A 25,984-nucleotide genomic window follows, 5' to 3' on the forward strand; every position below is an offset into this window, starting at 1 on the left:
GAGTCAACCATGCCGAATGACCTTCCCCCATTGGCGCCAGGAACGCTTTACCTCGTCGCGACGCCCATCGGCAATCTTGAGGACATCACCTTGCGCGCTCTTCGGGTGCTGCGGGAATGTGATGTGGTTGCCGCCGAGGACACCCGCCGTTCCGGGCAATTGCTGAGGCATTTTGAAATCAGCAAGCCGATGTTGAGCTACTTCCAATTCAACGAGGCGCGCCGCAGCGAAGAGATCATTGAACGCCTGCGTCGTGGCGAAAAGGTCGCGCTCGTGACCGATGCTGGCAGCCCTGGAATCAGCGATCCGGGCGGACGCGTGGTGAAGGCGGCAATCGCTGCAGGCTTGCGGGTTGAGTCCGTTCCCGGCGCGAGCGCGTTGGTGGCGGCGCTTACTGCGAGCGGGCTGCCGACTGACGAGTTTCATTTCGTGGGCTTCCTCCCGCACAAATCAGGGCAGCGGCGCAATCAGTTGCGGGGACTGGCAACGGTTCCCGGAACTCTGGTGTTTTACGAATCACCTTACCGCGTGGAAAAGTTGCTGGGCGAATTGCTCGAAGTCATGCCGGAGCGGCAGGTGGTGCTTGCGCGCGAACTCACAAAGAAATTCGAGGAATACCTTCGCGGCACTCCCGCCGAACTGCAGGAGAAGCTGAAGACGCGATCGCTCAAGGGCGAATTTGTCGTCTTGGCCGCACCCAGCCTTGCGCCCGCACGCGCGGCGGAGTAGTTCTCTGCCGTGGTCCAACTGCAGGCATTGAGGCAGATTTCGCGGGACGATTGGCTGCGCCCGTCCGTGATCGCGCTGCTCGCCGCCAACCTCGTTCCGATCTTCGGCGTGCTGCTCCTCAAGTGGGACGTCTTCTCACTGATGTTCCTGTTCTGGGTCGAGAACGTCGTCATCGGCTTGTTCAATGTATTACGGATGGCTGTCGTTCCTCCGACGCCCGGTTTTCCCCGCGCCACGAAACTGTTCCTCATCCCGTTCTTCTGCTTTCACTTCGGGATGTTCACGCTGGTCCACGGAATCTTCGTCCTGGCGCTGTTCGGTGAGGAACCGGGCGGCGGCATGAGTTCACCCAACCCGATGCTATTCTTGAACGTCATCCGCGAGTATCACCTGTTCTGGGCTGTCGTCGGTCTCGTGGCCAGCCACGGGGTGTCTTTCGTCTCGAACTTTTTGCGCGGAGGCGAATACAAACGCGCCGATCTCGGACGTCTCATGGCTCAACCGTATGCGCGGATTTTCGTGCTGCACGTAACAATTCTTGGCGGCGGACTGCTCATGGCTGCGCTGAAGGAGCCGTTCGCAGGCCTCATCGTCCTCATTGTCCTGAAGATCATGATCGACCTCGCCAGCCACCTCGCTGAACGGAAGAAGTTTGAATCCGATCCCGCGACCGCTGCATCCAGGCACTGACGATCAGCTTTGAAGCGGGTTATTTCGGCTTCAATTGCGGGAACAGGATCACGTCGCGAATGCTCTCCTGGCCGAGCAGCATCATGCACAGGCGATCGATCCCAATTCCGATCCCGCCTGCGGGCGGCATCCCATGCTCGAGCGCGATCAGGAAATCCTCGTCGACCTTCTGTTGTTCGCCTCCCGCCTGATGCTCCAGGCGGTCGCGCTGGACGATCGGATCGTTCTGCTCGGTATAGCCCGGGGAAATCTCCTGGCCGTTGATGCAGCATTCGAAGACTTCAACACACGTGGGATCCTCAGGCGACAGTTTCGCGAGCGGCACGAGTTCCTTGGGCAGATGCGTGACGAACGTTGGCTGAATCAGGGTCGGTTCAATCAGCTTTTCGAACACCGCACCCGTGACTTCAAAATCCTCGTAGCCCTTGGCAATGTCGCCGGCGAGCTTCAGATCTTCCATGGCCCGGCGGCGGCGTTCTTCGGGCGTGACGTCAAACCAATCATTCCCCGCCACACCACGGACGAGATCCTTGTACTTCGCGCGCTTCCAATGCGGCGTCAGGTCGATCGTCTTTTGCACGCCGCCTTCAGCGTCCTTGTGCTCGATCACCAATGTTCCAAGGACTTTCTCAGCCACGTGGCAGATCAGCGATTCCACGGTCTCAAGCATCACCTCATAATCCGCAAACGCGTGATACGCCTCGAGCATTGTGAATTCCGGATTGTGCCGCCGCGATAATCCCTCATTGCGAAAGTTCTTTCCGATCTCGAACAGTTTGTCGATTCCGCCGACGAGCAGCCGCTTGTGGTAGAGCTCGGGCGCGATCCGCAAATAGAAATCGCTGCCAAGCGCGTTGTGAAACGTCTTGAACGGCTGGGCCGCGGCGCCGCCGGGGATCGGCTGCATCGCGGGGGTCTCCACCTCGATGTAACCGCGGCTGGCGAAGAACTGCCGGATCTCGTGCACAATGGCGCTGCGCTTCAGGAAGACGTTCTTCACGTCAGGGTTTCCGATCAGGTCGAGATACCGCTGGCGATAGCGAATCTCCATGTCTTCAACCCCGTGCCACTTTGCCGGAGGAGGCCGCAGGGCCTTTGAAAGGATGGTGAAGGATTCCAGCTTGATGCTTGGCTCGTTTGTCTTGGTGCGGAACAGCGTGCCCGTGACGCCAATGAAATCACCCAGGTCGAGATGCGTGAAGATGCTGAACTGCTCGTCGCCAATGACGTTCTTCTGCGCGTAGACCTGGATTCGGCCGCTTTGATCGCGCACGTCGATGAACATGCTCTTGCCCATGTCACGGTGCGCGGTGATCCGGCCAGCGACGGAGACACGTGTGCCTTCGGGCAGTTCGCCCTGGTCGAACCGCGAGCGGGCGTCGTTGCAGGAACGGTCAGGCGTGAACTTGTTCCTGAATGGATCAATGCCCTTGCTGCGCAAAGCCTCGAGCTTCGCCTTCCGCTGCGCCATCAGCGCGTCCAAAGATTGATGCTGCTGTTCCATAAATGCAGCGGGCAGGAAACACCAAAGCGAAGGCGAATCCAAGAAGCGAATCGCTGGAGCGCCGGCTTGCAGCCTAATGCCTTACGATGATCAAGGAACCGATCGCGCGCGAATTGGCGAATGGCGGATGCCACAAAGGAGAAACGTGTCGCAAGGTTTTTAGGTGCCCGCATTCACAGCAGCCTGCCGGCTTGGAAGCGCGGCGATACAGTCCCGACTCGTCGCGAGAAACCGGCGCCACGGCCGGACGCTGCGCAGTCCCGCTTTGACACCTTTGTCGAAACGGGCTTTGCTACGGGCATCCAGATATGAGCCGTGAAGCAACTGAAATGACTGTGGAGTCAGTGACAAGTGAAGTTTCCGACACGAAAACCGTTCGGCTCAAGTGGCCTGACCGTTACAACCCCGACTTCAAAACAGGCCAGTTCATCACCTGCTTTTGGCCCGACGAACCGAATTACAAGCGCGCCTATTCGCTTTCCTCCTGCGCGCTGGATCGCGGCTTTTATGAGTTCACTGTTCGGCGCGATGGCAAGATGGGCACGCGCATTGTGGATTGGATCAAGCCGGGCCAGAGGATGATGGTCCTTCCGCCGACGGGACGATTCCTTCCTGTTTACGAGCCGGGCAAGCATCTCATCTGCATCGCGGGCGGCTCGGGTGTTACCCCCTTCCGCAGCTTTGTCCGTGAAGCCACATGGCGAAAGCTGGAGACGAAGATCACCATTCTCTACAGCGTTCGCACAACAAACGACGTCATTTTCAACGAGGAATTTCGCCGCTTGGAACAGGAGAACCCCAACTTCAAGTTCCTGGTGACCTGCACGCGCCTGGCAGCGCAGGACCCTTGGATCGGCCGCCGCGGCCGCATCGAACCTGCATGGCTCCGCGAGCATACAACGGACCTCGCCAACACAGTTTTTTATGCATGCGGGCCCAACGCGCTTGTCGAGTTTGCCGAGGGCATCGTCTTTGAACTGGGTGCAACGAAGCAGCAGATGAAGACCGAAAAGTGGGGATAAGCGTCCTTCCCGTGGCGCACACGAATCAGCGAAGCCGTTGATGATCAGACAGAAGGGTGAGTCGCCCAGGCTCAGCTCCATCTTAACTCCCTCTCTTCCGCTCGGAGCGGAGGAGAGGGGCTGGCGAAAGGAGGAGCGTTTAGACCTGAAATTGACGTCACGCTGTAGGATGAATCAGAGCTCCCTCTCCCCCGACCCCTGGATGCTGTGGGAGAAACCGGCTTTTCATTTCCCGTCTTCAAACCTACCTTCAACCGCCATGTTGAAACGAACACCCCTGTTTGAGTCGCACCAGAAGCTTGGCGGCAAGCTGATCGAATTCGGAGGCTGGGAAATGCCCGTGCAATACACTAGCATCAGCGACGAACATCTCGCCGTGCGAAACGGGGCAGGGGTTTTCGACATCTCACACATGGGCGAGATCACCGTGAGCGGCGACGCAGCGTCGGAGTTTCTGAATTCGGTCCTCACCAACGACATAAAAAAACTCTCCCCAGGTGAGGGCCAATACACCTTGATGTGCAACGAACGGGGCGGCGTTGTGGATGACCTGTATGCCTATCAGTTGTCGGAAAACGTTTTCCTGCTCGTCGTCAATGCCTCGCGAACTGTCGGTGATGTCGCATGGTTGCAGCAGCGGCTTCAGGCATTCGCGAATCAAGCCAGCGTGAAGATGACGGACGCATCGCATAATTATGCGGCCATCGCCGTTCAGGGGCCACGCGTGGCTGAGTTCATCAACGAATGCATTCAAGGCCCGTCCACGTGCGGGCTTCGCGTGGGGCGGGTAACCGACCTGAAGAAAAACCAGATCGGCGGCTTTCCCTGGCACGGTGCCACGGTGCTGGTCTCGCGCACGGGCTATACCGGCGAGGACGGTTTTGAAATCGTCGGTCGCGATGAGTCGATCCAGCAGATTTGGGATTCCTTGCTCCTGCATGGCCAGCCGTTCGGTATCAAGCCGTGCGGCTTGGGGGCGCGCGACACGCTTCGAACCGAAGTGTGTTATCCGCTTTACGGCCATGAGCTCGATGAAAACACCACGCCGATCGAGGCGGGACTCGCCTTTTTCGTAGCGCTCGACAAGGGAGATTTCGTTGGCCGGACTGTGTTGGCTGAGCAAAAAGCGAACGGCGTCGCGAAAAAATGCGTGGCCTTCAAGATGTCGGACAAATCCGCTCCGCCGCGGCCGCATTATCCGATCTGGATCAATGGCAAGCAGGCCGGCGAAGTTGTCAGCGGAACGCAGAGTCCTTCCCTCAACGCCGGGATAGGTCTTGGATACGTCCCGGCTCAATTCGCGAAGGCAGGAACCGCGATTGAAATTGAAATCCGCGGCAAACGCTTTCCCGCTGTCACGGTGAAAAAACCGATTCTAACGAAACGCGTTTCGGGTAGTCCCGCTACGTAGCGCAGGTCTCCGAACCTGTCCCGCCCTCCGCAGTAGCTGCTACGAAGGACGGGCCGCATCGCCGCGCGTCCAGGCCGGCTGGGGGTGAATCTCGCCGGGCAGAAGAAAATCTGCGAAACACGCACCTTGGAAACCGGCCTGGAAATCTGCCCGGCGTTCGAATTGAAGAATTCAGTTTCCAAACGAGATGCAAGGCGTAATCTGCTGCGGCTTTTAAACTGTTATGAGCAACGTTCCTTCCGATTTGAAATATACGAAATCGCATGAATGGGTGCGGATTGCGGGCGATGTCGCCACCGTCGGCATCACCGACCACGCCCAGCATGAACTGACCGATGTGGTATTTGTCGAGCTGCCTGAAGCTGGCCGCAAGGTCAAGGCAGGTGAGCCGTGCGCCGTGGTGGAGTCGGTCAAGACAGCGAGCGACATCTATTCTCCCGTGACTGGCGAGATCACCGAGATCAACAAATCGGTCACGGACAATCCCGCGCTTGTAAACACAGATCCTTACGCTGGCGGCTGGTTCTACAAGGTGCGGCTCTCCAACACGGGCGAACTCGACGGCCTCATGGCTGCCGCAGAATACCAGGCGCAGATCGGCGGATGAATTTTCCAGCGAACACCCGTTGCATTTTTATCGGGCGTGGCGAGTTTATACCGTGAATGCGAAAAGGATCCGACTTTTCATCAAGCCGTATTGCGGCTGGTGTCACAAGGCAATGCGATGGCTCGACGATCACGACATCGAATACGAAACCATTGATGTCATGGCGGATGAATCTGCCTACGACGAAATGATCCGCATTTCCGATCAGGAGCTGGCGCCCGTCATCGATGTGAACGGCGAGGTGCTCGCCGACTTTGGGCCGGATCAGCTCGAAGCGTTCTGGAACAAACTGGAAAAGAAAAATGCCCGCGCCTAGTTCGACGGAAATCCGCCCGCGTCCGCGCCTGCCGGAATGGCTGCGCATCAAGCTGCCGACGTCCGACACGTTTTCCCATACCCGCTCGCTGCTCGACGAGTTGAAGCTGCACACGGTTTGCGAAAGCGCCAAGTGCCCAAATCATTGGGAATGCTGGAGCAAGGGAACGGCGACGTTCATGATCGCAGGCGATCGATGCACCCGTGCTTGCGGTTTTTGTGCGGTCTCCACGGCCAAGCCATTGGCGCTCGAGGCGGATGAACCGCAGCGGGTCGCTGAGGCCGCGCGGCGGATGCGATTGCGGCACGTGGTGATCACGGCCGTGGCGCGGGACGACTTGAAGGACGGCGGGGCGGAACATTTCCGGAGAACAATCGAGGCAGTGCGCCAGTTGAGCCCTGGAATCGTGATTGAAGTGCTCACGCCTGATTTCAACGACAGCGACGCGTGCATTGAGAATGTTCTTCACGCACGGCCGCAGATATTCAATCACAACCTGGAAACTGTGCGCCGCCTCACGCCCGCCGTCCGGCATCGCGCCACCTACGATCGCTCACTGAGCGTGTTGCAAAAGGCCAAGTCGCGAGCGGACTATGCCCTGCACACGAAGTCGGGGATGATGCTTGGTCTTGGCGAGCGGGAGGACGAGGTTGTCGAAGCGATGCGCGACTTGCGCGCTGCGGGTTGCGACATCCTCACGCTTGGCCAATATCTGCAGCCGACGTTGAAACATCTGCAGGTCGTTGAATTTGTCAGCCCCGCCCAATTTGAACGGCTGGGTGCGATCGCGAGGGAAATGGGATTCGTGCACGTCGCGAGCGGCCCGATGGTGCGGAGTTCGTATCATGCGGACGAGTTTCACGGAGCCGAGCAATCTGCTGAACCGCGCTGCTAGCCGGCAGCCGCATTTCGGCGCAGCAGGAAGATCATTGCGGCCAGCACCAGCAGGCCGAAGATCAATGCGATCACGGTTGCGATGGTTTTGACGGTCTTCGCCTTGTTCAGCGCCCGCGCTGTGCGCTGCTTTTCTGCCTGCATGAAGAGCGCCAATTCCTTCTCCAATGAAACGATTGAGTCCTCGTCCTTGAGCGACAGGGTCAGCCAGGGGGTTGATGAACTTCCAATTTCGGCTGGCAGGCGCTTCAAGACTTCAGCCGACGCAGGCTGAAATCCATTTTGCTTCCAAAAGGGAGCGTCTTCACGCGTCCAGAGCCGTGCGATCCCGTGGTTCAACGCCAGCGACTGCATGCGTTCCCAGAACATTGGACGCACGGTCTCTGCGAGGCTGAAATCGGGGAACGCTTCCCCGCGCAACACAGCGTGCCGTTGAACGATCTGAAACCCAATTCCGCCCACAACGTTTTCTGCGCCGTCCACGGCGACCTGATACTCGGTCAGGCGGCGTTCCATGTCTGGCACGTCGAATCGCATGCTGTTCCATAGCGGACGCAGGGCAGGGAGGTCATCCAGAGTGGCGCGGCGCACGCGCAGGGGACCCGGGTTCATGATTTGTGATCTTAGGCAACCCAGTTGCGAGGTTCAATAGCTGGGTCGCGGAGAGTTCCAGGGCGGTGGTCTGTCGCGAGTATTGCACGTGTGGGAGTTGTCCATGTGAAGCCCGCTTGGAAGCCAGCGATAGTCCCGACTCATCGGGAGAAACGCGCGCTACCTGTAGCGCCGACTTCCGAGTCTGCTGTGTCGCAGGATTCCCTACCTGTCCGGCGCGATTCACGCAGTACCGCTTTAGAAGCGCGGCGATACTGCCCTGTCGTCGGCAGCGGGGTTTTGTGAATGGCAGGAAAGGTTTGGAAAGGTGCGCTGCGCTTGTTGGAAACGGCTTGCTTCAGGTGCGTCCGGGTCTAAGTTTTGCGCCCATGCAGAATCAGACGTTGACGCTTGGCCACTCGCCCGACCCGGATGACGCTTTCATGTTTTACGCCCTGGCGAAGGACTTGATCCCAACGAGCGGATTCCGTTTCGAACATATACTCCAGGATATTCAAACCTTGAACGAGCGGGCCACGCGCGGGGAGTTGGACATTTCCGCCGTGAGCATTCATGCGTATGCATATGTGAGTGATCAATACGCGCTGCTGCCGAGCGGTGCCAGCATGGGTGACGGTTACGGACCCATGCTCGTCGCGAAGCAGCCGTTTACGAAGTCCGAGATTTCGAAGCGCCGGATCGCCGTCCCCGGAACAATGACGAGCGCGTTCCTTGCCCTGCAACTCTGGCTGGGAAAACCTGCGAAGGAATTTGAGTTTGTCGTCGTGCCGTTTGACCAGATTTTCGAGGCTGTCCGATCGGGGAAGGCGGATGTGGGCCTGATCATTCACGAGGGGCAGTTGACGTATCAAAACGAAGGGCTCGTTGTCTGCGAAGACCTCGGCGTGTGGTGGGGTCGCGAAAACGATGGCTTGCCGCTGCCGCTCGGCGGGAATGTGATACACAAGCGTTTCGCGCCCGAGGTTCGCAGCACGATTTCCGAAGTTCTCACGGCAAGCATTCAGTTCAGCCTGGATCATCGCGCTGAAGCAGTGCAACACGCGCTCCAGTTTGCGCGCGACATGGGCCGCGATCTTGCCGACAGGTTTGTTGGAATGTACGTAAACCATTGGACCCTGGACTATGGCAAGCGCGGACGGGAATCGATCCGCCGTTTCCTGCATCGCGGATTCGAGCAGGGGCTCATCCCACATCGGCAGGAGTTGGAGTTTGTGCACTGAGTGGGAATAAGTTTTTGAGAATCCTTTTGACTCACAAGGACATGGGAGTACGGTTGTCGGCATCACCGGAAGAACCACCTGATCCCGGTATTATTTTTTTCGCGGAATGAATGAACGAGACGCGACATCAACATCGGCTGATTTCGACAGCGGCGGGACCAAGCCCCGAGAGGGCATCACGGTCCTGCATGTCGACGATGACCCCAATGACACTGCGCTTCTGCAGGCGGCCAGCCGCAACGCGCGGGTCGACTTTCGTTTGCATAATGTCGAGGACGGCGAGCAGGCGATCGCCTACTTGAGCGACGCCCAGCAGGCGCGTGGGCCGATGCCATCCCTGGTGCTGCTGGACATGAAGATGCCGAGAGCGACGGGCTTGGAAATTCTTCAATGGATCCGAAAGCATCCTGACTTGAATCGGCTTCCAGTGATCGTCTTGTCGGGATCGGAACTTCAAGAGGATATTCGCAAGGCCTACGCCGAAGGTGCGAATTCGTATTTTGTAAAGCCTCTGGGATTTGATGCGCTCGTGGACCTGATCCGCAACATCAGCAGTGTTTGGCTGGCGGAGAAGGACGGCACGTCGGTGTAGATCTTCAAGGTGCTGAGCGTTGCGCCGCTTCAACGCGCGAACAGTGCACGTGTCCGGCGTGGTTTCAAGAGCTTCAAGGAACTCCCGGTGGTGAACCCGGCAACGCCCCGGGACTGACATCCGTTTTAGTGCGAATTGCTGAAGCCGCTTGCTTTGTGATGGAGTGGGCGGCACATGAAAACCCGTTTTGATTCCGCCTTGCACAAGCCCGTTTCGGGCAGCGGCGTTGTCGGGTTTTCTACGCAGAAGACCCGTTGGAAACCTTTCCATTCCAACGGCTTAGGCCGGAACGACACAGGCGACATTACCGAAAAGAATCGGTGTAAAGTGTTGATCCACAAGCAACTGCGGCAACTAATCATCTGGGGTGTTCACCCCGGTATGGAATCCGCTAACGCGTTAATGTCCCCTTCTGCCCAATTGTGTCGGGCGCTTGGGATTTTTATCTGATCGAAACCAAAGAACAAAAAGTCAAATGAAACACTCCATAGTTATCGCTGCGCTCGCACTCATGGCTACCGTGCCCAGTGCCCTCGCTGTTGCACCTCCCCCGAGCGTTCCCGATGCGGGAGCAAGCGGGCTCCTCCTCGCAATTGCCTGCGGCGGCTTGATGGTAGTCCGACGCTTTGTGTCTAAGCGCGACTAAACAAAGCACGACTGAGGATTCCCGCTGGAAAGCGGGAATCCTCGGTTTCGCTCCTCCAGAATTTTGATCACGGTTTTTCAGAAGGTTAGTTGAACTCTACGGACTCATGAAAACAATCCAGTCACTCCGGGCGCTTTTTCTCGGCCTACTTTTACCTTTCGCTACTGTTCCCACAACCCAAGCCATGACGAATGGCTGCTGCCTTGAACTCCCGGCCATTCCGAATAACGAGGCGGATGGTTTGGTAAAGGTCGCTTGGGGCAATCAACCTAATTTTCCAGGAGTTGCTCCGGAATTCAGCTGGTTTACCGTCGACATTCAGCCGGGCGGACCAGGCGTTCCAACGCCACCGATTCCCGCTGGCCGCTATGCCGCGTGGTGTTTCGATGTCGCGACCGAGCTCGCCCCGCCTCCCAATGGAATCCTCTTCGGCGGCTATTTGTTTTCCAGTTGCGATCCCTCCGTTGCGTTCAATCAGTACCTCCCCGGTCACCCGAACGTGCAAAAAGATGCCGCAACATGGAAACGCATCAATTACCTGATAAACCATCGGTTTCAAGCATGTGGTGGTCTTGTACCCCGGATGTGGGAAGTGCAACGCGCGATCTGGACGCTCATGGGTCAGCCCCTTACGACTGTTCCCAGTCCGCCGTATCCTCCTTATAGGGCTAACGTAGTTCAATGCCTGGTTGACAGTGCCATTGCGAATGCTCCGAGCTGGCAACTATCCTGCGGCGACAAAATCGCTGTTATTTACAACGTCGATGTAAACTGGGACACAGTCGCGCCTGAAGTTCAGCTTATCTTCCTTGAAGTCCCGTACTGCCCCCCGATCAGCTGCCCGCCCGACGTCACAGTTAATTGCGAACAGGTCGCAAGCGGCGCGCTCACGAACCTGACACTCCTCGGCCAACCCACCACCGATCCTTGCTGCCCGATCACAAATCGGTACGTTGATGTGATCACCCCCGGCAACTGCCCGAACAGCTACACGATCACGCGCACCTGGACTTCGATTATTTCCTGCGCAACGAAGACATGCGTGCAAACGATCACAGTCGTCGACAACACGCCTCCCACCCTGACGGTTCCCCAAGGTGCCGCTTTGGGATGTAATCCGACCCTCGTTCCGACCGACGATCTCATTCGATCCCTCGTGACAGCGACTGACCTCTGCGGCCAGGTGATCACCAACGTTTCACACATTGATGAACCGAACGGTTGTAGCATTACCCGCACGTTCACCGTGACTGCTGTCGACGAATGCGGCAACACCGCAGGTCCGAAGACAATCGTCTTCACGTGGAAGGTCGACAAGGAAGCTCCTGTTCTGATCGGTCTGCCCCCGGCAACCGCGACATATTCCTGTGAGATGCCGGTCCCTGCGGCTCCGACAGTCACCGCGCTGGACAACTGCGATACCAATCTCACGGTCCATTTCACCGAAACGCCCTCTGGCGACGCCTGCAGCCGCACCCTTACGCGTGTCTGGTCTGCGGTGGACGGCTGCGGAAACCCTGTTTCGTTCACCCAGGTAGTCACCGTTCGTGACACCACGGGTCCTGTGCTGACGATCCCCGACAATGTTGAAGTTGAGTGTGATTCCATCCCTGAAGTCGGCATCGCCACCGCGACCGACAACTGCGACAGCAATCCTGTCATCACATTCGTTGGCGAAACCAACATGCTCCAGAGCTGCACGAACTTCCTGCTGCGCACCTGGAAGGCAGTGGATGCTTGCGGCAATCCTTCGTTCAAGACCCAGACCATCACATTGGTCGACACCACGGCGCCTGTGCTCGACGGCGTCCCGGATGATGTAGCGGTCGAATGCACGGATGTGCCCGCAGTTCCGGAAGTGACCGCGACGGATGCGTGTGACACGAACACGATCGCTGTCATCTTCAGCCAGTTGCGCACCAACGGCGACTGCACCAACAACTACACGCTTCTGCGCACCTGGATTGCCACGGACATCTGCGGCAACTCCGTCACCAACACGCAGACGATCGTCGTGACGGATACAACAGAGCCTGTGATTACCGCGCCGGCCGACCGGACAGTCGAGTGCGGCCAGTCCTGGGCCTTCGGAAATCCGACGGCAACCGACACTTGCGGCAAAGCCGTTGTGACCATCCTCGGCACCGAAACGAATCGCACGGGCTGCGGTTTTACGGCCACGCGCACATGGGTCGCGACCGACGCCTGCGGTAACACTGCGACAGCGACACAAACGGTCTCGGTTGTTGATAACACTCCTCCCGTGATCACGTGCAGCCCGAACAAGACGGTTGCCTGCGGCTCAGCCCTGTCGTTCGACGCTCCGACGGCGACTGATAATTGCGGCACAGTCACGATCAAGATCATCAGCACTGTGACAGCAACGAACAAATGCGTCGTCACATCCACGCGCACCTGGAAAGCCACAGATGCTTGCGGCAACGTTGCGCAATGCAGCCAGACGCTGACCAGCGATTGCGGATCACTCTGCGTCAAGAAGGTCTTCAAGTTCGACGGCAGCACGTCGTCCTACGGAACCTGCGGAAACGTCCGCACCTACACGGTCAACGGCCTCTCAGTCCGCGTTAGCGCATTCAGCCGCGTGAAATCGACCGGCGCATGGGCAACGGCGTTCCTCGGAGCGTATAGCGGCGGGCTTGGCGTGACCGACACCAGTGAAGGCACAGGTTCCGGCAACTCGCACACGGTTGATAACATTGGCCGCGACAACTTTGTCCTGTTCGAATTCTCGGAGCCCGTCGCTGTCAAGAAGGCGACCCTCGGCTACGTGGTTGATGACAGTGACTTCATGCTCTGGGTCGGCAACTTCGCCAATCCTTACGCCAACCACATGACGCTGAGCGATGCCCTTCTGGGAAGTTTCTCGCATGTTGAGACAAACCTGACGGGCAGCTCCTCGGCCCGCACGGCCCTGTTCAACAACGACGACGTCGTCGGGAATGCGTTCGTCGTGGCAGCACTGCCGGGCACGAGCTGGTGCGATGATCAATTCAAGATCTCGATGCTCGAGATTTGCCAGAGCACCTGCGAACCGCCTCCTCCTCCATGCTCGGGAAGCATCTGCGGCAAGATCCTTCGCGACTGCAATGCCGACGGATCGCTCTACGGCGAAGAAGGCCTGGAAGGCATGACCGTCAAGTTGCGCAATTCGGCTGGAACGATCGTGGGTTCCACAATGAGTGAGCCCGATGGCGAGTTCTGCTTCAGCGGCCTCAGCGCCGGATCCTACACGGTTGAAGTCGTCCCTGGCGACTACTGCCAGACCTACGACCCCGATTCATACAAGAACGACAAGACCACGGTTACGCTCGGTGCGTGCGAGGCGAAGAGCGGCATCAAGTTCGGTTACACGGGAACAGATGCTTCGGTTTACCTGGTCAAGACTGGTCCGGCCACCGCCAAGGTGGGCGAAACCATCACGTTCAAGTTCGCCGTGACCAACACGGGCAACACCTGCCTCTACGGCGGCATGAGCATCTATGATCCGATGCTGGGCGGAACGATCTGGCAGCAGAGCCCTGTTGTTCCGGGCGAAGGATTCGTCATCACCAAGACCTACACGGTGAAATCCACCGATCCAAAACTGTTGTGCAACACAGCGACTGCCATCGGCCACCCGCCGACCGGTTACGCGGTGAAGCATCAGTCCAGCTGGACAGTATCCATCAGCAATGTTGCGTCGCTGCCGAAGCCGAACTGCCCAGTGGTGCAATCCGGCAACTGCTACGTGAAGCTGAACTTCAGCGGCATCTCTGGGTGCACGAGCTTCAAGATCAAGCGCTCCCTGACGTCGGGTGGACCTTACACCGTCATCAAGAGCGGTTATACCTCGACCAGCTATACGGACACGACCTGCGACAACGGGAAGCTGTATTACTATGTGATCTCCTGCATGGTGAACGGCGTCGAAAGCCCGAACTCGGATGAGGCATGCGCGGTGCCGAGCGCCGGATTGCCGAGCCCGTGGCAGACCCGCGACATCGGTAATGTCGGCTTGTCAGGCAACGCCAGCTACGCCTCCGGCACGCGCAAGTTCACGCTCATCGGTTCCGGAGAAGACATCTGGAACGGTTCGGATGAATTCCGCTTCGCCTACCAGGTCGCCAGCGGCAACTGCACCATCGTGGCCCGGGTGGCCAGCGTTGGAAACACCGACCCATGGGCGAAGGCCGGCATCATGATCCGTGACAACCTCACGTCCGGATCGGAGCACGCCTCACTGTTCGTGACGCCTGGGAATGGTGTTGCGGCCCAATACCGCGACAACACTGGCGGCAGCAGCGAAAACGTGAACACCACCGGCCTATCGGCGCCTTACTGGGTGAAGCTGATTCGCAGTGGAAACACATTCACTGCCTATCGCTCAGCGAATGGATCTTCCTGGACCCACATCGGATCCAAGACGATCTACATGTCGAGCACCGTCTACATCGGCCTGGCGGTCACCAGCCATAAGGACGGCACAGCGTGCACGGCCACGTTTGATAACGTGACGGTCTCGCCTTAACCACCAACGAATGAACAACGCCCCCGGCTTTCGAGCCGGGGGCGCTTTGCAATGAAGCAACGCGCAATCATCGGAATTTGCCTCGGGGTTCTTGTCATCGGCTGCTATCTGGCATGGCGATCCACCCCGGCCACAGCCCCGATCGAACCTTCGGTGGTTGCATTGGAAAACGAAAAGCAAATAGAGAAAGTCGAAGCCGCGGTGCCTGTGATCCCAGCTGACGGGTCCGAGCCGACCGCCGCAAATCTTCCGCAGACGCAATTGTTGCGGGATGTCCTGACCGCCATTGAAGGCGTGCAATCCACGGCCGACGCACTGGAGCGCGAAGCTCGTCTGGCGAAGGCCGCTGCTGAAGTTGCTGTTGAGGATATTCCTGAAGTCATGGCCTTCCTTTGGAACAAGGAACACATTTCTACACATGGGGATGAGCTGCGCAAACGATTGCTGCAGCGGTGGGCCGAACTGGATCCGAAGGCGGCCGCAGAATGGGTTAAGAACCAGCCGCAGGACGCGCGGCAAACCGATGCCATGAGCCGCATCGCGGGAATCTGGAGCGGCCAAAATTTTGAAGAGGCAAATGCCTGGGCGGGTGCGCTTCCCGAAGGCGACCTGAGGAACGAAGCGCAGGCCCATATCGCGTACGAGGTCGCAACGACCTCGCCCATGGACGCAATGCAGCTGGCGGTGGCGATGCCACCCGGGGCAACGCGCGATGACCTGCTTGCGCATGTGGCGAGCATGTGGGCGGCGGCAGATTCGGCAGGCGCGCTGGCCTGGACCAAACAGATTGAAGATGTGGAACTGCGCGAGCGATTGCTCGTGAGCGTAATCACTGCGATGGGCAATGCCACTCCCGCTGAAGCCGCGAAACTCGCGCTGGAGCTGCTGCCGCAGGGCAGAAACCAGGAGGACGCGGTGATGTCGCTGATCCAGGTTTGGGCGCAGCGCGAGCCCGAAACGGTCGCACAATGGGTGGCCAGCTTTTCCGTTGGAGAGCTGCAGCAAACGGGCGTGCAGAACCTGGTGAAGATCTGGGCGGATGCGGACATGCAGCGCGTGGGGCAATGGCTGAATGGTTTGGGAGAAGGCGCTGTTCGCGACGCCGGCATTTGCGCGCTCATCGAGAAGATTCTGCCTCAGGATCCAAAAATCGCGGCTGATTGGACGCGCAGCATCAGCGACGTCAAATTGCGCCAGCAGGAAATTGAGAATCTTGGCGAGGTGTGGCTGACCATCAATCCAGCGGCTGCGCGCGAGTTCCTTGAAAAGGCGCCCATTACTCCAGAAGCCCGCCAACGCCTGCTTCAGCCCCCTGCACCTGCCTCGGCGTAAAAGCTGGAATCCGCCTCCTGCCTGAGTAGGCAAGTTCCCCGTCGCATTTTCCCCGGATCGACTTACGGTTACCTCGAGATTTCGGAGGAACTAATGCCGTGGACACGTTCGCAGGGATGGCTGCTGCGCTTTGCGCAATTCAGCGGCATCGCGCTGGTGTGCATTGGGACGGTCGTGCTCTGCGGCTGGGTCGCGAACCTTCCCGGTCTTGCGAGCTGGACCGCAAGCGGGAGCCCCATGAACCCCCTCTCTGCCCTGTTGTTCATGCTCGGCGGCATGACACTGTTGCGTCGGACGGCGCGCCTTCGGAAGGAAGGACGCGATTGGTTTTCGGGGATCGCCTCAGCCATTCTGATCGTCGGTGGCGCCATCAAGTTCGGTGAATGCTTCGGATGGCAAAGCACCGCCGCGGCCGCCTTGTACCAGATGCTCAACGGGATCAATGCGGGTTTCCCTACGCATGAGATCGCGACCGCCAGCGCCCTGGGTTTTGTTCTCTGCGGGTTGGGCCTTGGATTGATGGATTATCGAACCTCCGCAGGATACGGCCCGGCGCGGGCATGCCTCCTGGCGAGCCTGTTCCTCAGTCTTCTGGCACTCGTCGGTTACGCATTCCGGGTCCTGCCACTCTACAGCATCGGTTCAACAATCCCCATGCCCCTCGCATCAGCAGTGAGTCTGGGATTAATCAGCGCGGGCGGACTTGCAGCGCGGCCAGATTCCGGCTTCATGCGGCTGATCACTAGCGATACCACTGCGGGGGCAACCGCGCGGCGTCTCCTGCCAGCGGCGTTGTTGATTCCGCTGATCCTCGGCGCAATCCGTTTCACAGGAGCGCGGCATGGCGTTCTTGAATCGGAATTCGGCACATCGCTTTTTGTCGTCGCAAACATCGTGCTGTTTGCGCTGCTGATCTGGTGGAACTCGCGGATGTTGTTCGCCGCTGAGCAGGAACGGACCCGGGCCGAACGCCGGCTCGCCGTGCAATATGGAGTCACACGCATCCTGGCCGAAGCAACCGATGTGAGTGCCGCGATGCAATCGATCGTGCGATCCATCTGCGATTGCATGGGCTGGGACGTGGGGGAGGTGTGGCGCGTTGATGATAACGGGAAGTTGATCCGTTGCGAACACGTTTACACCCGCTCACTCGAATTTGATCATTTCGCGGAAATCACCTGCAGGCTGGCGTTGTCGCAGGGAACCGGGCTTCCAGGGCGCTCATGGGAAAAGCGTGAAGCGATATGGCTCGCGGACATCAACAGCAGTTCGCAGCAGTTCTCCCGCGCGATTGCTGTCACTGAAGCAGGATTGCGCAGCGCCATCGTTTTTCCCATCCGATTCAATGGAAGCGTGTGCGGCGTGTTTGAGTTCTTCAGCGCCCGTTCGCAGCAGCCCGACGACGCATTGCTGCAGACGCTCACTGCGATCGGCTATCAGATTGGGCAGTTTGCCGATCGCAAGCAGGCCGAGGATCAGTTGAAACGGACCAGCGCCGACCTTGCGCGTTCGAACACGGAACTGCAGCAGTTTGCTTACGTCGCGTCGCACGATTTGTCAGAACCGTTGCGCATGATCGTCAGCTACCTGCAACTTCTTGTTTCCCGCCACCGGGCCCGCCTGGACGCAGAGGCGATGGAGTTCATCGGGTATGCAGTCGACGGCGCCGAACGCATGCAGAAGCTGATTCACGATCTGCTGGCTTATGCCCGCGTGGATAGCAAGGCGCGGGAGTTTCAACCGACAGACTGCAACCAGGTTCTGGCGGGAGTGCTGTTAAACCTGAAGGTAATCATCGATGAAACGGCGGCCGCCATTGAACACGAAACGTTGCCCACGGTGTTGGGCGACGCCATTCAATTGACCCAGGTCTTCCAGAACCTGATCAGCAACGCCATCAAGTTTCGAGGTCCGCGGCCACCGCACATTACGATTTCAGCTGAACCGCGAGAGGGTGAATGGCTATTCAAAGTGGCCGACAACGGAATCGGGATTGATGCCCGAAATTTCGAGCGCGTCTTTGTGATCTTCCAGCGACTGCATACGCGGCAGGAATATCCCGGCACGGGAATTGGGCTGGCGATTTGCAAGAAAATCATCGAGCGGCATGGAGGAAGGATCTGGGTGGAGTCCGAGCCGGGGCAGGGAACCACTTTTTGGTTCACAATTCCCGCGCGAACGTAAGGGCGGGCCGCCGCGCATGTCCCTTAAGTGCTGGAGCGCACGCCGGAGCGCAGCCTTCAAGTTGCTTGAACGTGACGAATGCGAGAGTGTTGGAATTGTCGGCGCGCCTCACTCCACGCGCGCTGGAGCGGCAGGAATTCCGCGCGCCTGGAAGGAAGGTATCCTGCCCATGTCCGCCGCCGCAGCCGAGCTTATAGACTTCGCCCAATACCCGACTTCAACATGCGATGCACTCGCTTGAAACAACCCGGATGCCATCCGAGCAGAACCTGAAAGCTTTCGCCCCGCAGATTCGCGCTCTGCTGGTCGAGGACAATCCTGCCGACGCCCGTCTCATTGAGGCAATGCTCAGCGAAGCCGAGGGCGGCTCATTTCGCCTCGAGCGAGTCGACCGCGTCAGTCGCGGCATAGAGCGGCTTCAGCAGGGAGGCATTGACGTCGTGTTGTCCGACCTGTCGCTTCCCGACAGTCACGGCCTTGAGACATTCACTCAACTCCATGCCGCAGCGCCGCGGATTCCCATCATCGTTCTGAGCGGGTTGAGCGACACGACCATCGCCGTCAAAGCGGTGCATGAAGGCGCGCAGGATTTTCTCGTGAAAGGTGAGGTGGATGGCCGGCTCCTCGCGCGTTCCATTCGTTACGCAATCGAACGGAAGGCCATGTCCGAGCAATTGCATCGCTACGCAGATGAACTTCGCAAAAAGAACGCCCAACTTGAGGCGGACTTCAGCATGGCGCGTGAGATCCAGCAGATCTTCCTGCCGAACCAGTATCCTACGTTTCCGCAGTGGGAAACCCCTGAGCGGAGCGCCCTTGGTTTTTCGCATCGATACTTGTCGGCCGAAGCCGTCGGCGGGGATTTCTTTGATTTCTTCGCGATCAACGATTCCACATGCGGCGTGTTGATCTGCGATGTCATGGGCCATGGGATGCGGGCGGCGCTGATCACGGCAATCATGCGGGGCCTGATCGAGGAGTTGATGCTGACGGCGGGAGACGCGGGCCGGTTTCTCACGGAGATCAACCGCAGTCTGCGTGCGATTCTGCGGCAGACGCGGGAGCCGTTTCTTGCCACGGCTTTTTACGGCGTGCTGGACGTTGGGGCAGCCGAAATGCGCTTTGCCAATGCTGGACATCCGAGCCCGTTTTTCCTGAGTTGGAACCGCCGGCTTGTGGAGCCGTTGAAACATTTCGATGCGCGACATGGGCCTGCGTTGGGATTGTTTGAGCGATCGGTTTACCCGACGTGCAGGATTGAATTGAGCGGACGTGATCGGCTGATCCTGTTCACGGACGGCATTTACGAAGTGAACAACGAAGCCGGCGAAGAGTGGGGCCAACAACGGTTGCTGGAAATGGTGCAATCTGGATTGGATTCGCCGACTGAAAAGATTTTTGACGACCTGTTGCGGGAGGCGCAGCGGTTTTCGGGCACGAGCACTTTTGAAGATGATGTCTGCCTCGCGGGCGTTGAGGTGCGCGCCCTGATGACGCATGGAACTTAGGCCGGGAGCCGGGTTTGACCCTAATGCCGGCGGGGCAAACTGCGGTTATGTTCAACACATGCAGCAGCCTGCTCTCACCCGTTTGCTCGTGCGAAATGCGCGATCGCAAAAGTTCCTTAAAGCCGCCGGGGGGTGGACAAAAGAGGCTGAGGCTGCATGGAATTTTCCGAATCCCGTCAATGCCATCCACACTTGCATGGCAAAGGGATTGCGCCAGGTGGAGTTGGTGGTGCGGTTTGAAGGCGACAGCGGCGACCGCCGCCTGGTGGTGAATTGCCGTTGAACGTTGGGCGGGTGAATTGTTCAGGCCGCAGTTCTCTTGCGTTCACCGAACAACGCGGTTCCGATCCGTACAATCGTCGCGCCTTCCTCGATCGCCAGTTCAAAATCCCCGGACATTCCCATGCTCAAGTGCGGGAGGGGCGCGCCGAGAACGTCTTCGCAACGCTGTTTGAGTTCCCGCAGTTGCCGAAAGATCGGCCGCAATCGCTGCGCGTCTGTCGTGTAAGGCGGAATCGTCATCAGCCCATGAATTTCCAGTCGCGGCAGGGCATTGATCGAAGCCAGGTCGGCGAGCAGCTGTTCTGAACGGTAGCCAAACTTGCTCGCCTCGCCCGCCAGATTTATTTCCAGGAGAATCGGCATCCTGCGTGCGGCCTGGTCGCAGCGCTTGTTGATTTCCTCCGCAAGAGGGAGGCTGTCGACGCTTTGAATCATCTCAAACAGTTGCACCGCCTCGCGTACCTTATTCGTTTGCAGGTGGCCGATCATGTGCCATCGGACCGACGCCGTGCAGAGGGGGATTTTCGAGCGGGCTTCCTGCACCTTGTTTTCGCCGATGAACCTTATTCCGAGCCTGGCGGCTTCGTTTACCGCTTCAGGAGGCTGTCCCTTTGAAACGGCGAGCAGCAGGACGCCCGAGGGTTCCCGGGCGCTGCGTTCGCACGCTTCGCGAATGCGTTGTTGAATCGATTCAAGGTTCTTGTCCAAACTCACGAGGCAATCGTAGATCGACCATTGCGGATCGTAAATGCCTATGAACTACTGGCTCGTGAAACAGGAACCCGAATCGTATTCGTGGGAAGACTTTGTGGGAGACGGGAGGACTGCCTGGACGGGGGTTCGGAATTTCCAGGCGCGAAACAACCTGCGCGCGATGAAACGCGGCGACCTCGTTTGCTTTTATCACAGCGTTTCTGAAAAGCAGGTAATGGGCATCGCCCGCGTCGATAGGGAAGCGTATGCCGATCCCACTGCGGATGAGGGAGATTGGTCCTGCGTGGATCTCAAACCCGTCAAACCACTGAAGAAACCCGTGACGCTGGACACAATCAAGGGCGACAAGGCATTGCAGACGCTTCCATTGGTCAAGCAGTCGCGACTCTCGGTCACCCCGATGAATGAAGCGCAATTTGCGCGCATTCTGGAACTCGGCGGCACGAAGGCCTAAAAGACCAACGATTTCCCCTTGCAGAACGGTAAAACAGGAGTAAAAACGCTGATGTAGTCGTTTTGATTGGGAATGTTAGGGTCCGGTAGAAGCACACAATCAAATCTCGGTTCCTCACCAATTAGTTGTGCTTTGGGAATAACTTTTGCCCATATGTAGTGGTTTTTCACTTTACTGCTCTGGGCAGCTTTGAAAGTGTAGGCGCCAATGTATCTCAAAAACTTAACCGTTTTAGGATTCAAGTCCTTCGCGGACAAGACTTCCCTCAATTTCGAACCGGGAGTGACAGGAATAGTAGGCCCCAATGGGTGTGGTAAGTCCAATGTGTCAGACGCTATACGTTGGGTACTGGGAGAACAGTCGGCCAAGGCGTTGCGTGGTGGCGAGATGGCGGACGTTATCTTTAACGGAACCGACGGCCGAAAACCGCTCAGCATGGCTGAGGTGTCGATCACCCTGGGGGATGTCGACGAGGAACATCTCCGCGCGGCCGGGGTGGAGGTGTCCTATAGCGAGGTGACCGTCACCCGCCGGATTTTTCGCGATGGCGGAAGCGAGTATTTCATCAACAAAATCCCCTGCAGGCTTAAGGACATCCAGCAGCTTTTCATGGGCACGGGCATGGGCAAGACCAGCTACAGCATTCTGGCGCAGGGGCACATCACGCAGATTCTTTCCAGCAAGCCGGAAGACCGCCGTTTAATTTTCGAGGAAGCCGCGGGCATCACGAAGTTCAAGGCGCAAAAGAAGGAATCGCTGCGGAAGCTCGAATACACCGAACAGAACCTGTTGCGTGTCGCCGACCTGATCAAGGAAGTGAAGCGCCAGATCGGATCGCTCCAGCGCCAGGCGGGCAAGGCACGCCGATACAAGGAACTGGCGCAGAAGCTCCAGCATCTCGATACCCAGCTCGCGCGGCATCAGTTTGACCAACTGCAAACTGAGATTTCGGAGCGCCAGGACGCGGCCGAGCGGCTGCGCGGGGAAATCGAGGAAGGCTCCGCGAATGTGCTGCGTTGCGAGGACGAGATTCTTCAGTTGCGCGCGCGCCTCTCCGAATTGGAGCACGAGATCGCGGCGATGCAACAGCGCGGTTTGGAGCTGAAAGGCGAAGCCGATCGTCATGAGAGCCGGATTCATTTTAACGAGGAACGCTTGCGCGAGTTGGAGTCGCAAAACTCCCGCGCGCTGGCTGAAATTGCGCAGGCTGAAGAGCGGCGCCAGGGAGCTGCGGATGAGCTGACCTCGATCACCGAACGGCTAGCAGTGAGTGAAGCGGCCATGGCGCAGCATCGCGAAGCGCTGGAGACGCGGCAGGAAACATTGCGGCAGGTGGAAAACGAACTGCGGGAGCGGCAGGAGGAATTGCGGCGCGCGCAGTCGGCTGCATTCAGCGCAGCGCAGGATTTGACCCGCGTTCGCAACGAAATCACCGCGCTGGACCTGCAGAAGCAGGGTAATACGGTGCGGCTCGAAAAACTTTCCGCGGAAAAGATCCAGCTCGAAGAAGAGCGGAATCGGCTGGAGGTGAGGCTCGAGGAGTTCGCGCTGAACGTCGAAGCCGAGAAGTTAAACGTGCAGACGACCCGCGGCACCGTCGAGGAACGCCAGCAGCGCTTGCGGGAAATCCAGGAGGAACTGAATCGCGCCGCGCAGGAACAGGAGAAACTGCTGCACGCGCAGGCCGACAAACGTTCGCGCCTCAATGTTCTCGAACAACTTGAAGGATCGCACGAGGGATTCAGCGCGGGTGCGTTGGCGGCTTTGCGACGCTCGCAATCCGTCATTGGATCGCTGGCGGAACGCATTCGGGTTCCCGACCAGTTTGTTACCGCCATTGAAAATGCGTTGGGACACCACCTTCAGATCGTGCTGACCGAGCAGCCGGAATCCGCCCAGCAGATTCTGGCGGATCTCACGACCAGCAAAGCAGGACGCGCGAGCGTGGCTGCCCTTTCGGTGCAGGTGCCCGAAGCGCAACTTGCGTTTGCAGGGGACATGGCGCCGGGGAGCGACGCGGATGCGCTCGAAACCCGGCTGACCAAGGGCGAAGTCGTGCACGCGTTGCAGGTCGTGAAGGCGGAGCCTCAGGTGGAAAAGCTGATCAACAGCCTGCTTGAGCGCACGTTTATCGCGCCCGACCTTTCGTCCGCGACGAAGCAGTTGCAGAACGGGCACGCGGGCTGCGATTTCGTCACGCTTTCGGGCGATCTATTGAACCGCCACGGCATCTACACGGGCGGCTACCTGAACGGCGCGGGCAACGGCAAGGCGCCTTCGAGCATCCTTGGACGCAAAAACCAGATCGCAGAACTGCAGATTGCCCTCGCGGAATTGCAGGAGCAGGTTGCAGACGTGAGCCGCAGGAAGGGCGCGCTGCAAGGGGAGCAAACTGAACTGCAGGCGAGCCTTCAACAGGCGCAAACGGAATTGCGCCAGCAGGAGGTCGCCATAGCGACAAGGCAGGGGGAATTCACGGCGCTTGAAAATTCCCGCCGGCTGCTGCACCAGAAAATTGATACGGTTGTTTATGAAGTGCAAAGCCTGGCGGACGGTGAACGCGAGGGCATGGAGAAGCGTTCAGCACTCGCGACGCGGGCCGGCGAGTGTGAAGCGCGCGAGCGTTCCAGCCAGGAACAAGTAAGTTCACTGACAACCCTGCTCGAGGAGTTGCGCCAGGGACGCGATTCCGCCACGGCGGAGTTGAACGAAAGCAAAGTGGGCCTGGCAGGCGAGGAGCAGTTGTTCGCGTCGTTTCGCCAGCAGAAGAACACGCTCGAGAACCGCATTCGCGAACTCGGCCAGATTGTTGAATTGCGGCGCTCCGAATGCGCATCGTTCCTCGGCCGCCGCGAACAGGCGGAACAGGAAATCGAGACTTCGCGCTCGCATATCAACCGCCTTCAGCACGACCGCGAGCAGGTCAACGCGCAGGTTGCGGAATTGCTGACGCAGAAACAGGCGCAGGATGCTGATGTCTCAACCCGTGAGGAGGACCTCCGCGACCAGCGGCGAAGGCTCAGCGACATTCAGCAGCAGCGCGGCACGATCGAAGTCGAGCTTGCGCAGAAAAACATGGGTGTGCAGAACCTGCGGGAACGGATTCAGCAGAAGTATCACGTCAACCTGGACAACGTCCGCAGCGAATGCATCACCATCACCATTGCCGATGAAGGCCAGCCGCGCGTCGAGACGCTATCGCCCGAGGAGATGGCCGCCGCCGGTGCAGCGACAGATTGGACTGCGGTTGCGCAGGAAGTGGAAGGGCTGCAGAAGCGGCTCGACGAGATGGGGCCTGTCAACCTTGTGGCCATTGAGGAATACGAGGAAACAGAGCAGCGTTATGAGTTCCTGACGAAGCAGCATGAAGACCTGGTCCAAGCCAAGGCGCAGTTGCTTGAAGTCATCAACCGCATCAACACCCAGACGCGTGAGATGTTCAAGCAGACGTTCGAACAGATTCGCGACAACTTCCGCGCCATGTTCACGGAGGTCTTTGGCGGCGGCAAAGCTGATTTGATCCTGGTCGATGAGAACGACGTGCTGGAAAGCGGCATTGATATTGTGGCGAAGCCGCCGGGCAAACAGCTGCAAACGATCTCGCTGCTTTCCGGCGGCGAGCAGACGATGACAGCAGTGTCGCTGCTGTTCTCAATCTACCAGGTCAAGCCAAGTCCATTCTGTGTGCTGGATGAGTTGGACGCACCGCTCGACGAGTCCAACATCAACCGCTTCATCCGCGTGTTGCAGCGCTTCATCACGGAGTCGCAGTTCATCATCATCACGCATAACAAGCGGACGATCGGCATGTGCGATGTGTTGTACGGGGTGACGATGGAGGAACATGGCGTGAGCAAGATCGTGAGCGTGAAGTTTCACAAATCGCAGGTGAAGGATCTGACCCCGGAACCCGCAGGCGAAGGAAAGCCGCTGGTGCCTCCGCCGGCGTCCGCGCCCATGGCGCCGCCAGTTGAGCAAACAGTGCCCGCCTGAGCAACCGCCTGCGCAAACGGCCTGCTCTATTCGCGTCGATCCGGCCCATCAGCCAAACGTTTCGCCGTCGCGCGCAGGTGGCGCGTGACATCGCGATGAAGGTCCAGCAAGTCTGTCCGCATCCGAAGCAATTGCGCGGCGCGCTCCGGATTCGGTGCATGATTGGAAGCCACCAACGCGAGGTGTGTTCCGTAGTTCAGGGCTTCAACCTGCGTCAACAGGACTTCAAATTCGAACTCGACTCCGGATGCAGCCAGCAGCGCGTCCTGCTTGGTTTTTGCAATCGCCTTCCGCGTCGCGGTTTCCCCGGGCGGCAGCACCAGCGCGCCGGATTGTTTTCCCATTTGTACCACCATGTTTTCCAGCGTCGGAACGTGCTCTGCCGCTGTTTTCGAAATGCTTTTTACAAGCTCCTCCAAGGCGTCCGATTCTTTCTTGATCAGCAGCAGTTTGCTCAAATGCTGTTCCTCGCTGAGCAATTGGTGGAGCAGGAGAATGCAATCGAGATGCGAGGACTCTCCCCCCGCGCGAATGGATGTTTCATCCGGGGACCGCGTGCAGCCGGCGATCAGGAACAGTGCAGCAAGAAGGCAGAACAGCGAGAGTCGAAGGGTCATGCAGGATGTTCGGTCGCCGGTGCCAGGGGCTCAATGGGCTGTTTAGCGGACCGGGAAAAAGAAATGTTCGATGCACGAACAGCGAGGCCGCGTCGCTTTATCGAGGGAAGCACCGGTTTTTACAGTCCA

General features: G+C 58.6%; 21 protein-coding genes. 17 read left to right on the forward strand and 4 right to left on the reverse strand.

Going from position 1 to position 25,984, the window contains the following annotated elements; all coding sequences use genetic code 11:
• Positions 1-9 precede the first annotated feature (9 nt).
• Together rsmI and VEH04_10740 are read left to right on the forward strand one after the other, a co-directional pair.
• Positions 10-729 carry a 16S rRNA (cytidine(1402)-2'-O)-methyltransferase gene (gene rsmI / locus VEH04_10735; protein HYG23247.1) on the forward strand — a complete coding sequence of 240 codons (720 nt, stop codon included), beginning with the start codon at positions 10-12 and terminating at the stop codon, positions 727-729.
• 9 nt (positions 730-738) lie between these two features.
• A complete protein-coding gene (locus tag VEH04_10740; protein HYG23248.1) occupies positions 739-1,419 on the forward strand; it encodes a DUF6498-containing protein in 681 nt (226 codons plus the stop codon).
• A gap of 19 nt (positions 1,420-1,438) precedes the next feature.
• Here VEH04_10740 and lysS read toward each other — a convergent pair whose 3' ends face one another.
• Complete coding sequence (gene lysS / locus VEH04_10745; GenBank protein ID HYG23249.1) at positions 1,439-2,923, reverse strand: lysine--tRNA ligase; 1,485 nt, start codon at positions 2,921-2,923, stop codon at positions 1,439-1,441.
• A gap of 329 nt (positions 2,924-3,252) precedes the next feature.
• On the opposite strand from lysS, the gene VEH04_10750 reads away from it, so the two are divergent.
• The 5 genes from VEH04_10750 (at position 3,253) to lipA (ending at position 7,174) form a co-directional block, all read left to right on the forward strand.
• Entirely contained in the window at positions 3,253-3,945 is a 693-nt protein-coding gene (locus VEH04_10750; GenBank protein ID HYG23250.1) for an FAD-binding oxidoreductase, read from the forward strand.
• 259 nt (positions 3,946-4,204) lie between these two features.
• Positions 4,205-5,356, forward strand: a complete 1,152-nt coding sequence (gene gcvT, locus VEH04_10755) for a glycine cleavage system aminomethyltransferase GcvT (protein HYG23251.1) — start codon at positions 4,205-4,207, stop codon at positions 5,354-5,356.
• 223 nt (positions 5,357-5,579) lie between these two features.
• Positions 5,580-5,963 (forward strand): glycine cleavage system protein GcvH, encoded by a 384-nt coding sequence (gene gcvH / locus VEH04_10760; GenBank protein HYG23252.1) that lies wholly within the window; start codon positions 5,580-5,582, stop codon positions 5,961-5,963.
• A 52-nt stretch (positions 5,964-6,015) separates the two neighbouring features.
• On the forward strand, positions 6,016-6,279 hold the full coding sequence (locus VEH04_10765; GenBank protein ID HYG23253.1) for a glutaredoxin domain-containing protein: 264 nt from the start codon (positions 6,016-6,018) through the stop codon (positions 6,277-6,279).
• Entirely contained in the window at positions 6,266-7,174 is a 909-nt protein-coding gene (gene lipA, locus VEH04_10770; protein HYG23254.1) for a lipoyl synthase, read from the forward strand. The genes VEH04_10765 and lipA overlap by 14 nt, the downstream gene beginning before the upstream one ends.
• On the opposite strand, the gene VEH04_10775 is transcribed toward lipA, so the two are convergent.
• Positions 7,171-7,785 carry a hypothetical protein gene (locus VEH04_10775; protein HYG23255.1) on the reverse strand — a complete coding sequence of 205 codons (615 nt, stop codon included), beginning with the start codon at positions 7,783-7,785 and terminating at the stop codon, positions 7,171-7,173. The genes lipA and VEH04_10775 overlap by 4 nt on opposite strands.
• A gap of 368 nt (positions 7,786-8,153) precedes the next feature.
• Between VEH04_10775 and VEH04_10780 the strand changes: the two genes are divergently transcribed.
• The 8 genes from VEH04_10780 (at position 8,154) to VEH04_10815 (ending at position 20,078) form a co-directional block, all read left to right on the forward strand.
• Entirely contained in the window at positions 8,154-9,005 is an 852-nt protein-coding gene (locus VEH04_10780; GenBank protein HYG23256.1) for an MqnA/MqnD/SBP family protein, read from the forward strand.
• Positions 9,006-9,111: 106 nt separating this feature from the next.
• Positions 9,112-9,597, forward strand: coding sequence for a response regulator (locus VEH04_10785; protein HYG23257.1), 486 nt, complete (start codon positions 9,112-9,114; stop codon positions 9,595-9,597).
• A 475-nt stretch (positions 9,598-10,072) separates the two neighbouring features.
• Entirely contained in the window at positions 10,073-10,243 is a 171-nt protein-coding gene (locus VEH04_10790; GenBank protein ID HYG23258.1) for a VPDSG-CTERM sorting domain-containing protein, read from the forward strand.
• 106 nt (positions 10,244-10,349) lie between these two features.
• The gene (locus VEH04_10795; protein ID HYG23259.1) at positions 10,350-14,771 is read left to right on the forward strand and encodes an SdrD B-like domain-containing protein; all 4,422 of its coding nucleotides are present in this window, start codon (positions 10,350-10,352) and stop codon (positions 14,769-14,771) included.
• Positions 14,772-14,822: 51 nt separating this feature from the next.
• On the forward strand, positions 14,823-16,103 hold the full coding sequence (locus VEH04_10800; protein ID HYG23260.1) for a hypothetical protein: 1,281 nt from the start codon (positions 14,823-14,825) through the stop codon (positions 16,101-16,103).
• Positions 16,104-16,196: 93 nt separating this feature from the next.
• Positions 16,197-18,287: an ATP-binding protein gene (locus tag VEH04_10805; protein ID HYG23261.1), complete on the forward strand. Its 2,091-nt coding sequence runs from the start codon at positions 16,197-16,199 to the stop codon at positions 18,285-18,287.
• A gap of 227 nt (positions 18,288-18,514) precedes the next feature.
• Positions 18,515-19,795: a SpoIIE family protein phosphatase gene (locus VEH04_10810; GenBank protein HYG23262.1), complete on the forward strand. Its 1,281-nt coding sequence runs from the start codon at positions 18,515-18,517 to the stop codon at positions 19,793-19,795.
• Positions 19,796-19,853: 58 nt separating this feature from the next.
• Entirely contained in the window at positions 19,854-20,078 is a 225-nt protein-coding gene (locus VEH04_10815) for a hypothetical protein (protein HYG23263.1), read from the forward strand.
• 20 nt (positions 20,079-20,098) lie between these two features.
• On the opposite strand, the gene VEH04_10820 is transcribed toward VEH04_10815, so the two are convergent.
• Positions 20,099-20,791 carry a YggS family pyridoxal phosphate-dependent enzyme gene (locus tag VEH04_10820; GenBank protein ID HYG23264.1) on the reverse strand — a complete coding sequence of 231 codons (693 nt, stop codon included), beginning with the start codon at positions 20,789-20,791 and terminating at the stop codon, positions 20,099-20,101.
• Positions 20,792-20,831: 40 nt separating this feature from the next.
• On the opposite strand from VEH04_10820, the gene VEH04_10825 reads away from it, so the two are divergent.
• Positions 20,832-21,245 (forward strand): EVE domain-containing protein, encoded by a 414-nt coding sequence (locus tag VEH04_10825; protein HYG23265.1) that lies wholly within the window; start codon positions 20,832-20,834, stop codon positions 21,243-21,245.
• 207 nt (positions 21,246-21,452) lie between these two features.
• Positions 21,453-25,238, forward strand: coding sequence for a chromosome segregation protein SMC (gene smc, locus VEH04_10830; protein HYG23266.1), 3,786 nt, complete (start codon positions 21,453-21,455; stop codon positions 25,236-25,238).
• 26 nt (positions 25,239-25,264) lie between these two features.
• On the opposite strand, the gene VEH04_10835 is transcribed toward smc, so the two are convergent.
• Complete coding sequence (locus VEH04_10835; GenBank protein ID HYG23267.1) at positions 25,265-25,855, reverse strand: hypothetical protein; 591 nt, start codon at positions 25,853-25,855, stop codon at positions 25,265-25,267.
• Between the last annotated feature and the right edge of the window lie 129 nt (positions 25,856-25,984).

This window comes from Verrucomicrobiia bacterium (assembly GCA_035629175.1).
Lineage (GTDB): Bacteria > Verrucomicrobiota > Verrucomicrobiia > Limisphaerales > DASXHY01 > DASXHY01.

Bases quoted from the DNA above. Each gene is read 5' to 3' on its own strand.
- rsmI (HYG23247.1), top strand. From the start codon at position 10: ATGCCGAATGACCTTCCCCCATTGGCGCCAGGAACGCTTTACCTCGTC.
- lysS (HYG23249.1), bottom strand. From the start codon at position 2,923: ATGGAACAGCAGCATCAATCTTTGGACGCGCTGATGGCGCAGCGGAAG.
- VEH04_10750 (HYG23250.1), top strand. From the start codon at position 3,253: ATGACTGTGGAGTCAGTGACAAGTGAAGTTTCCGACACGAAAACCGTT.
- gcvT (HYG23251.1), top strand. From the start codon at position 4,205: ATGTTGAAACGAACACCCCTGTTTGAGTCGCACCAGAAGCTTGGCGGC.
- gcvH (HYG23252.1), top strand. From the start codon at position 5,580: ATGAGCAACGTTCCTTCCGATTTGAAATATACGAAATCGCATGAATGG.
- lipA (HYG23254.1), top strand. From the start codon at position 6,266: ATGCCCGCGCCTAGTTCGACGGAAATCCGCCCGCGTCCGCGCCTGCCG.
- VEH04_10775 (HYG23255.1), bottom strand. From the start codon at position 7,785: ATGAACCCGGGTCCCCTGCGCGTGCGCCGCGCCACTCTGGATGACCTC.
- VEH04_10780 (HYG23256.1), top strand. From the start codon at position 8,154: ATGCAGAATCAGACGTTGACGCTTGGCCACTCGCCCGACCCGGATGAC.
- VEH04_10785 (HYG23257.1), top strand. From the start codon at position 9,112: ATGAATGAACGAGACGCGACATCAACATCGGCTGATTTCGACAGCGGC.
- VEH04_10790 (HYG23258.1), top strand. From the start codon at position 10,073: ATGAAACACTCCATAGTTATCGCTGCGCTCGCACTCATGGCTACCGTG.
- VEH04_10795 (HYG23259.1), top strand. From the start codon at position 10,350: ATGAAAACAATCCAGTCACTCCGGGCGCTTTTTCTCGGCCTACTTTTA.
- VEH04_10800 (HYG23260.1), top strand. From the start codon at position 14,823: ATGAAGCAACGCGCAATCATCGGAATTTGCCTCGGGGTTCTTGTCATC.
- VEH04_10805 (HYG23261.1), top strand. From the start codon at position 16,197: ATGCCGTGGACACGTTCGCAGGGATGGCTGCTGCGCTTTGCGCAATTC.
- VEH04_10810 (HYG23262.1), top strand. From the start codon at position 18,515: ATGCACTCGCTTGAAACAACCCGGATGCCATCCGAGCAGAACCTGAAA.
- VEH04_10815 (HYG23263.1), top strand. From the start codon at position 19,854: ATGCAGCAGCCTGCTCTCACCCGTTTGCTCGTGCGAAATGCGCGATCG.
- VEH04_10825 (HYG23265.1), top strand. From the start codon at position 20,832: ATGAACTACTGGCTCGTGAAACAGGAACCCGAATCGTATTCGTGGGAA.
- smc (HYG23266.1), top strand. From the start codon at position 21,453: ATGTATCTCAAAAACTTAACCGTTTTAGGATTCAAGTCCTTCGCGGAC.
- VEH04_10835 (HYG23267.1), bottom strand. From the start codon at position 25,855: ATGACCCTTCGACTCTCGCTGTTCTGCCTTCTTGCTGCACTGTTCCTG.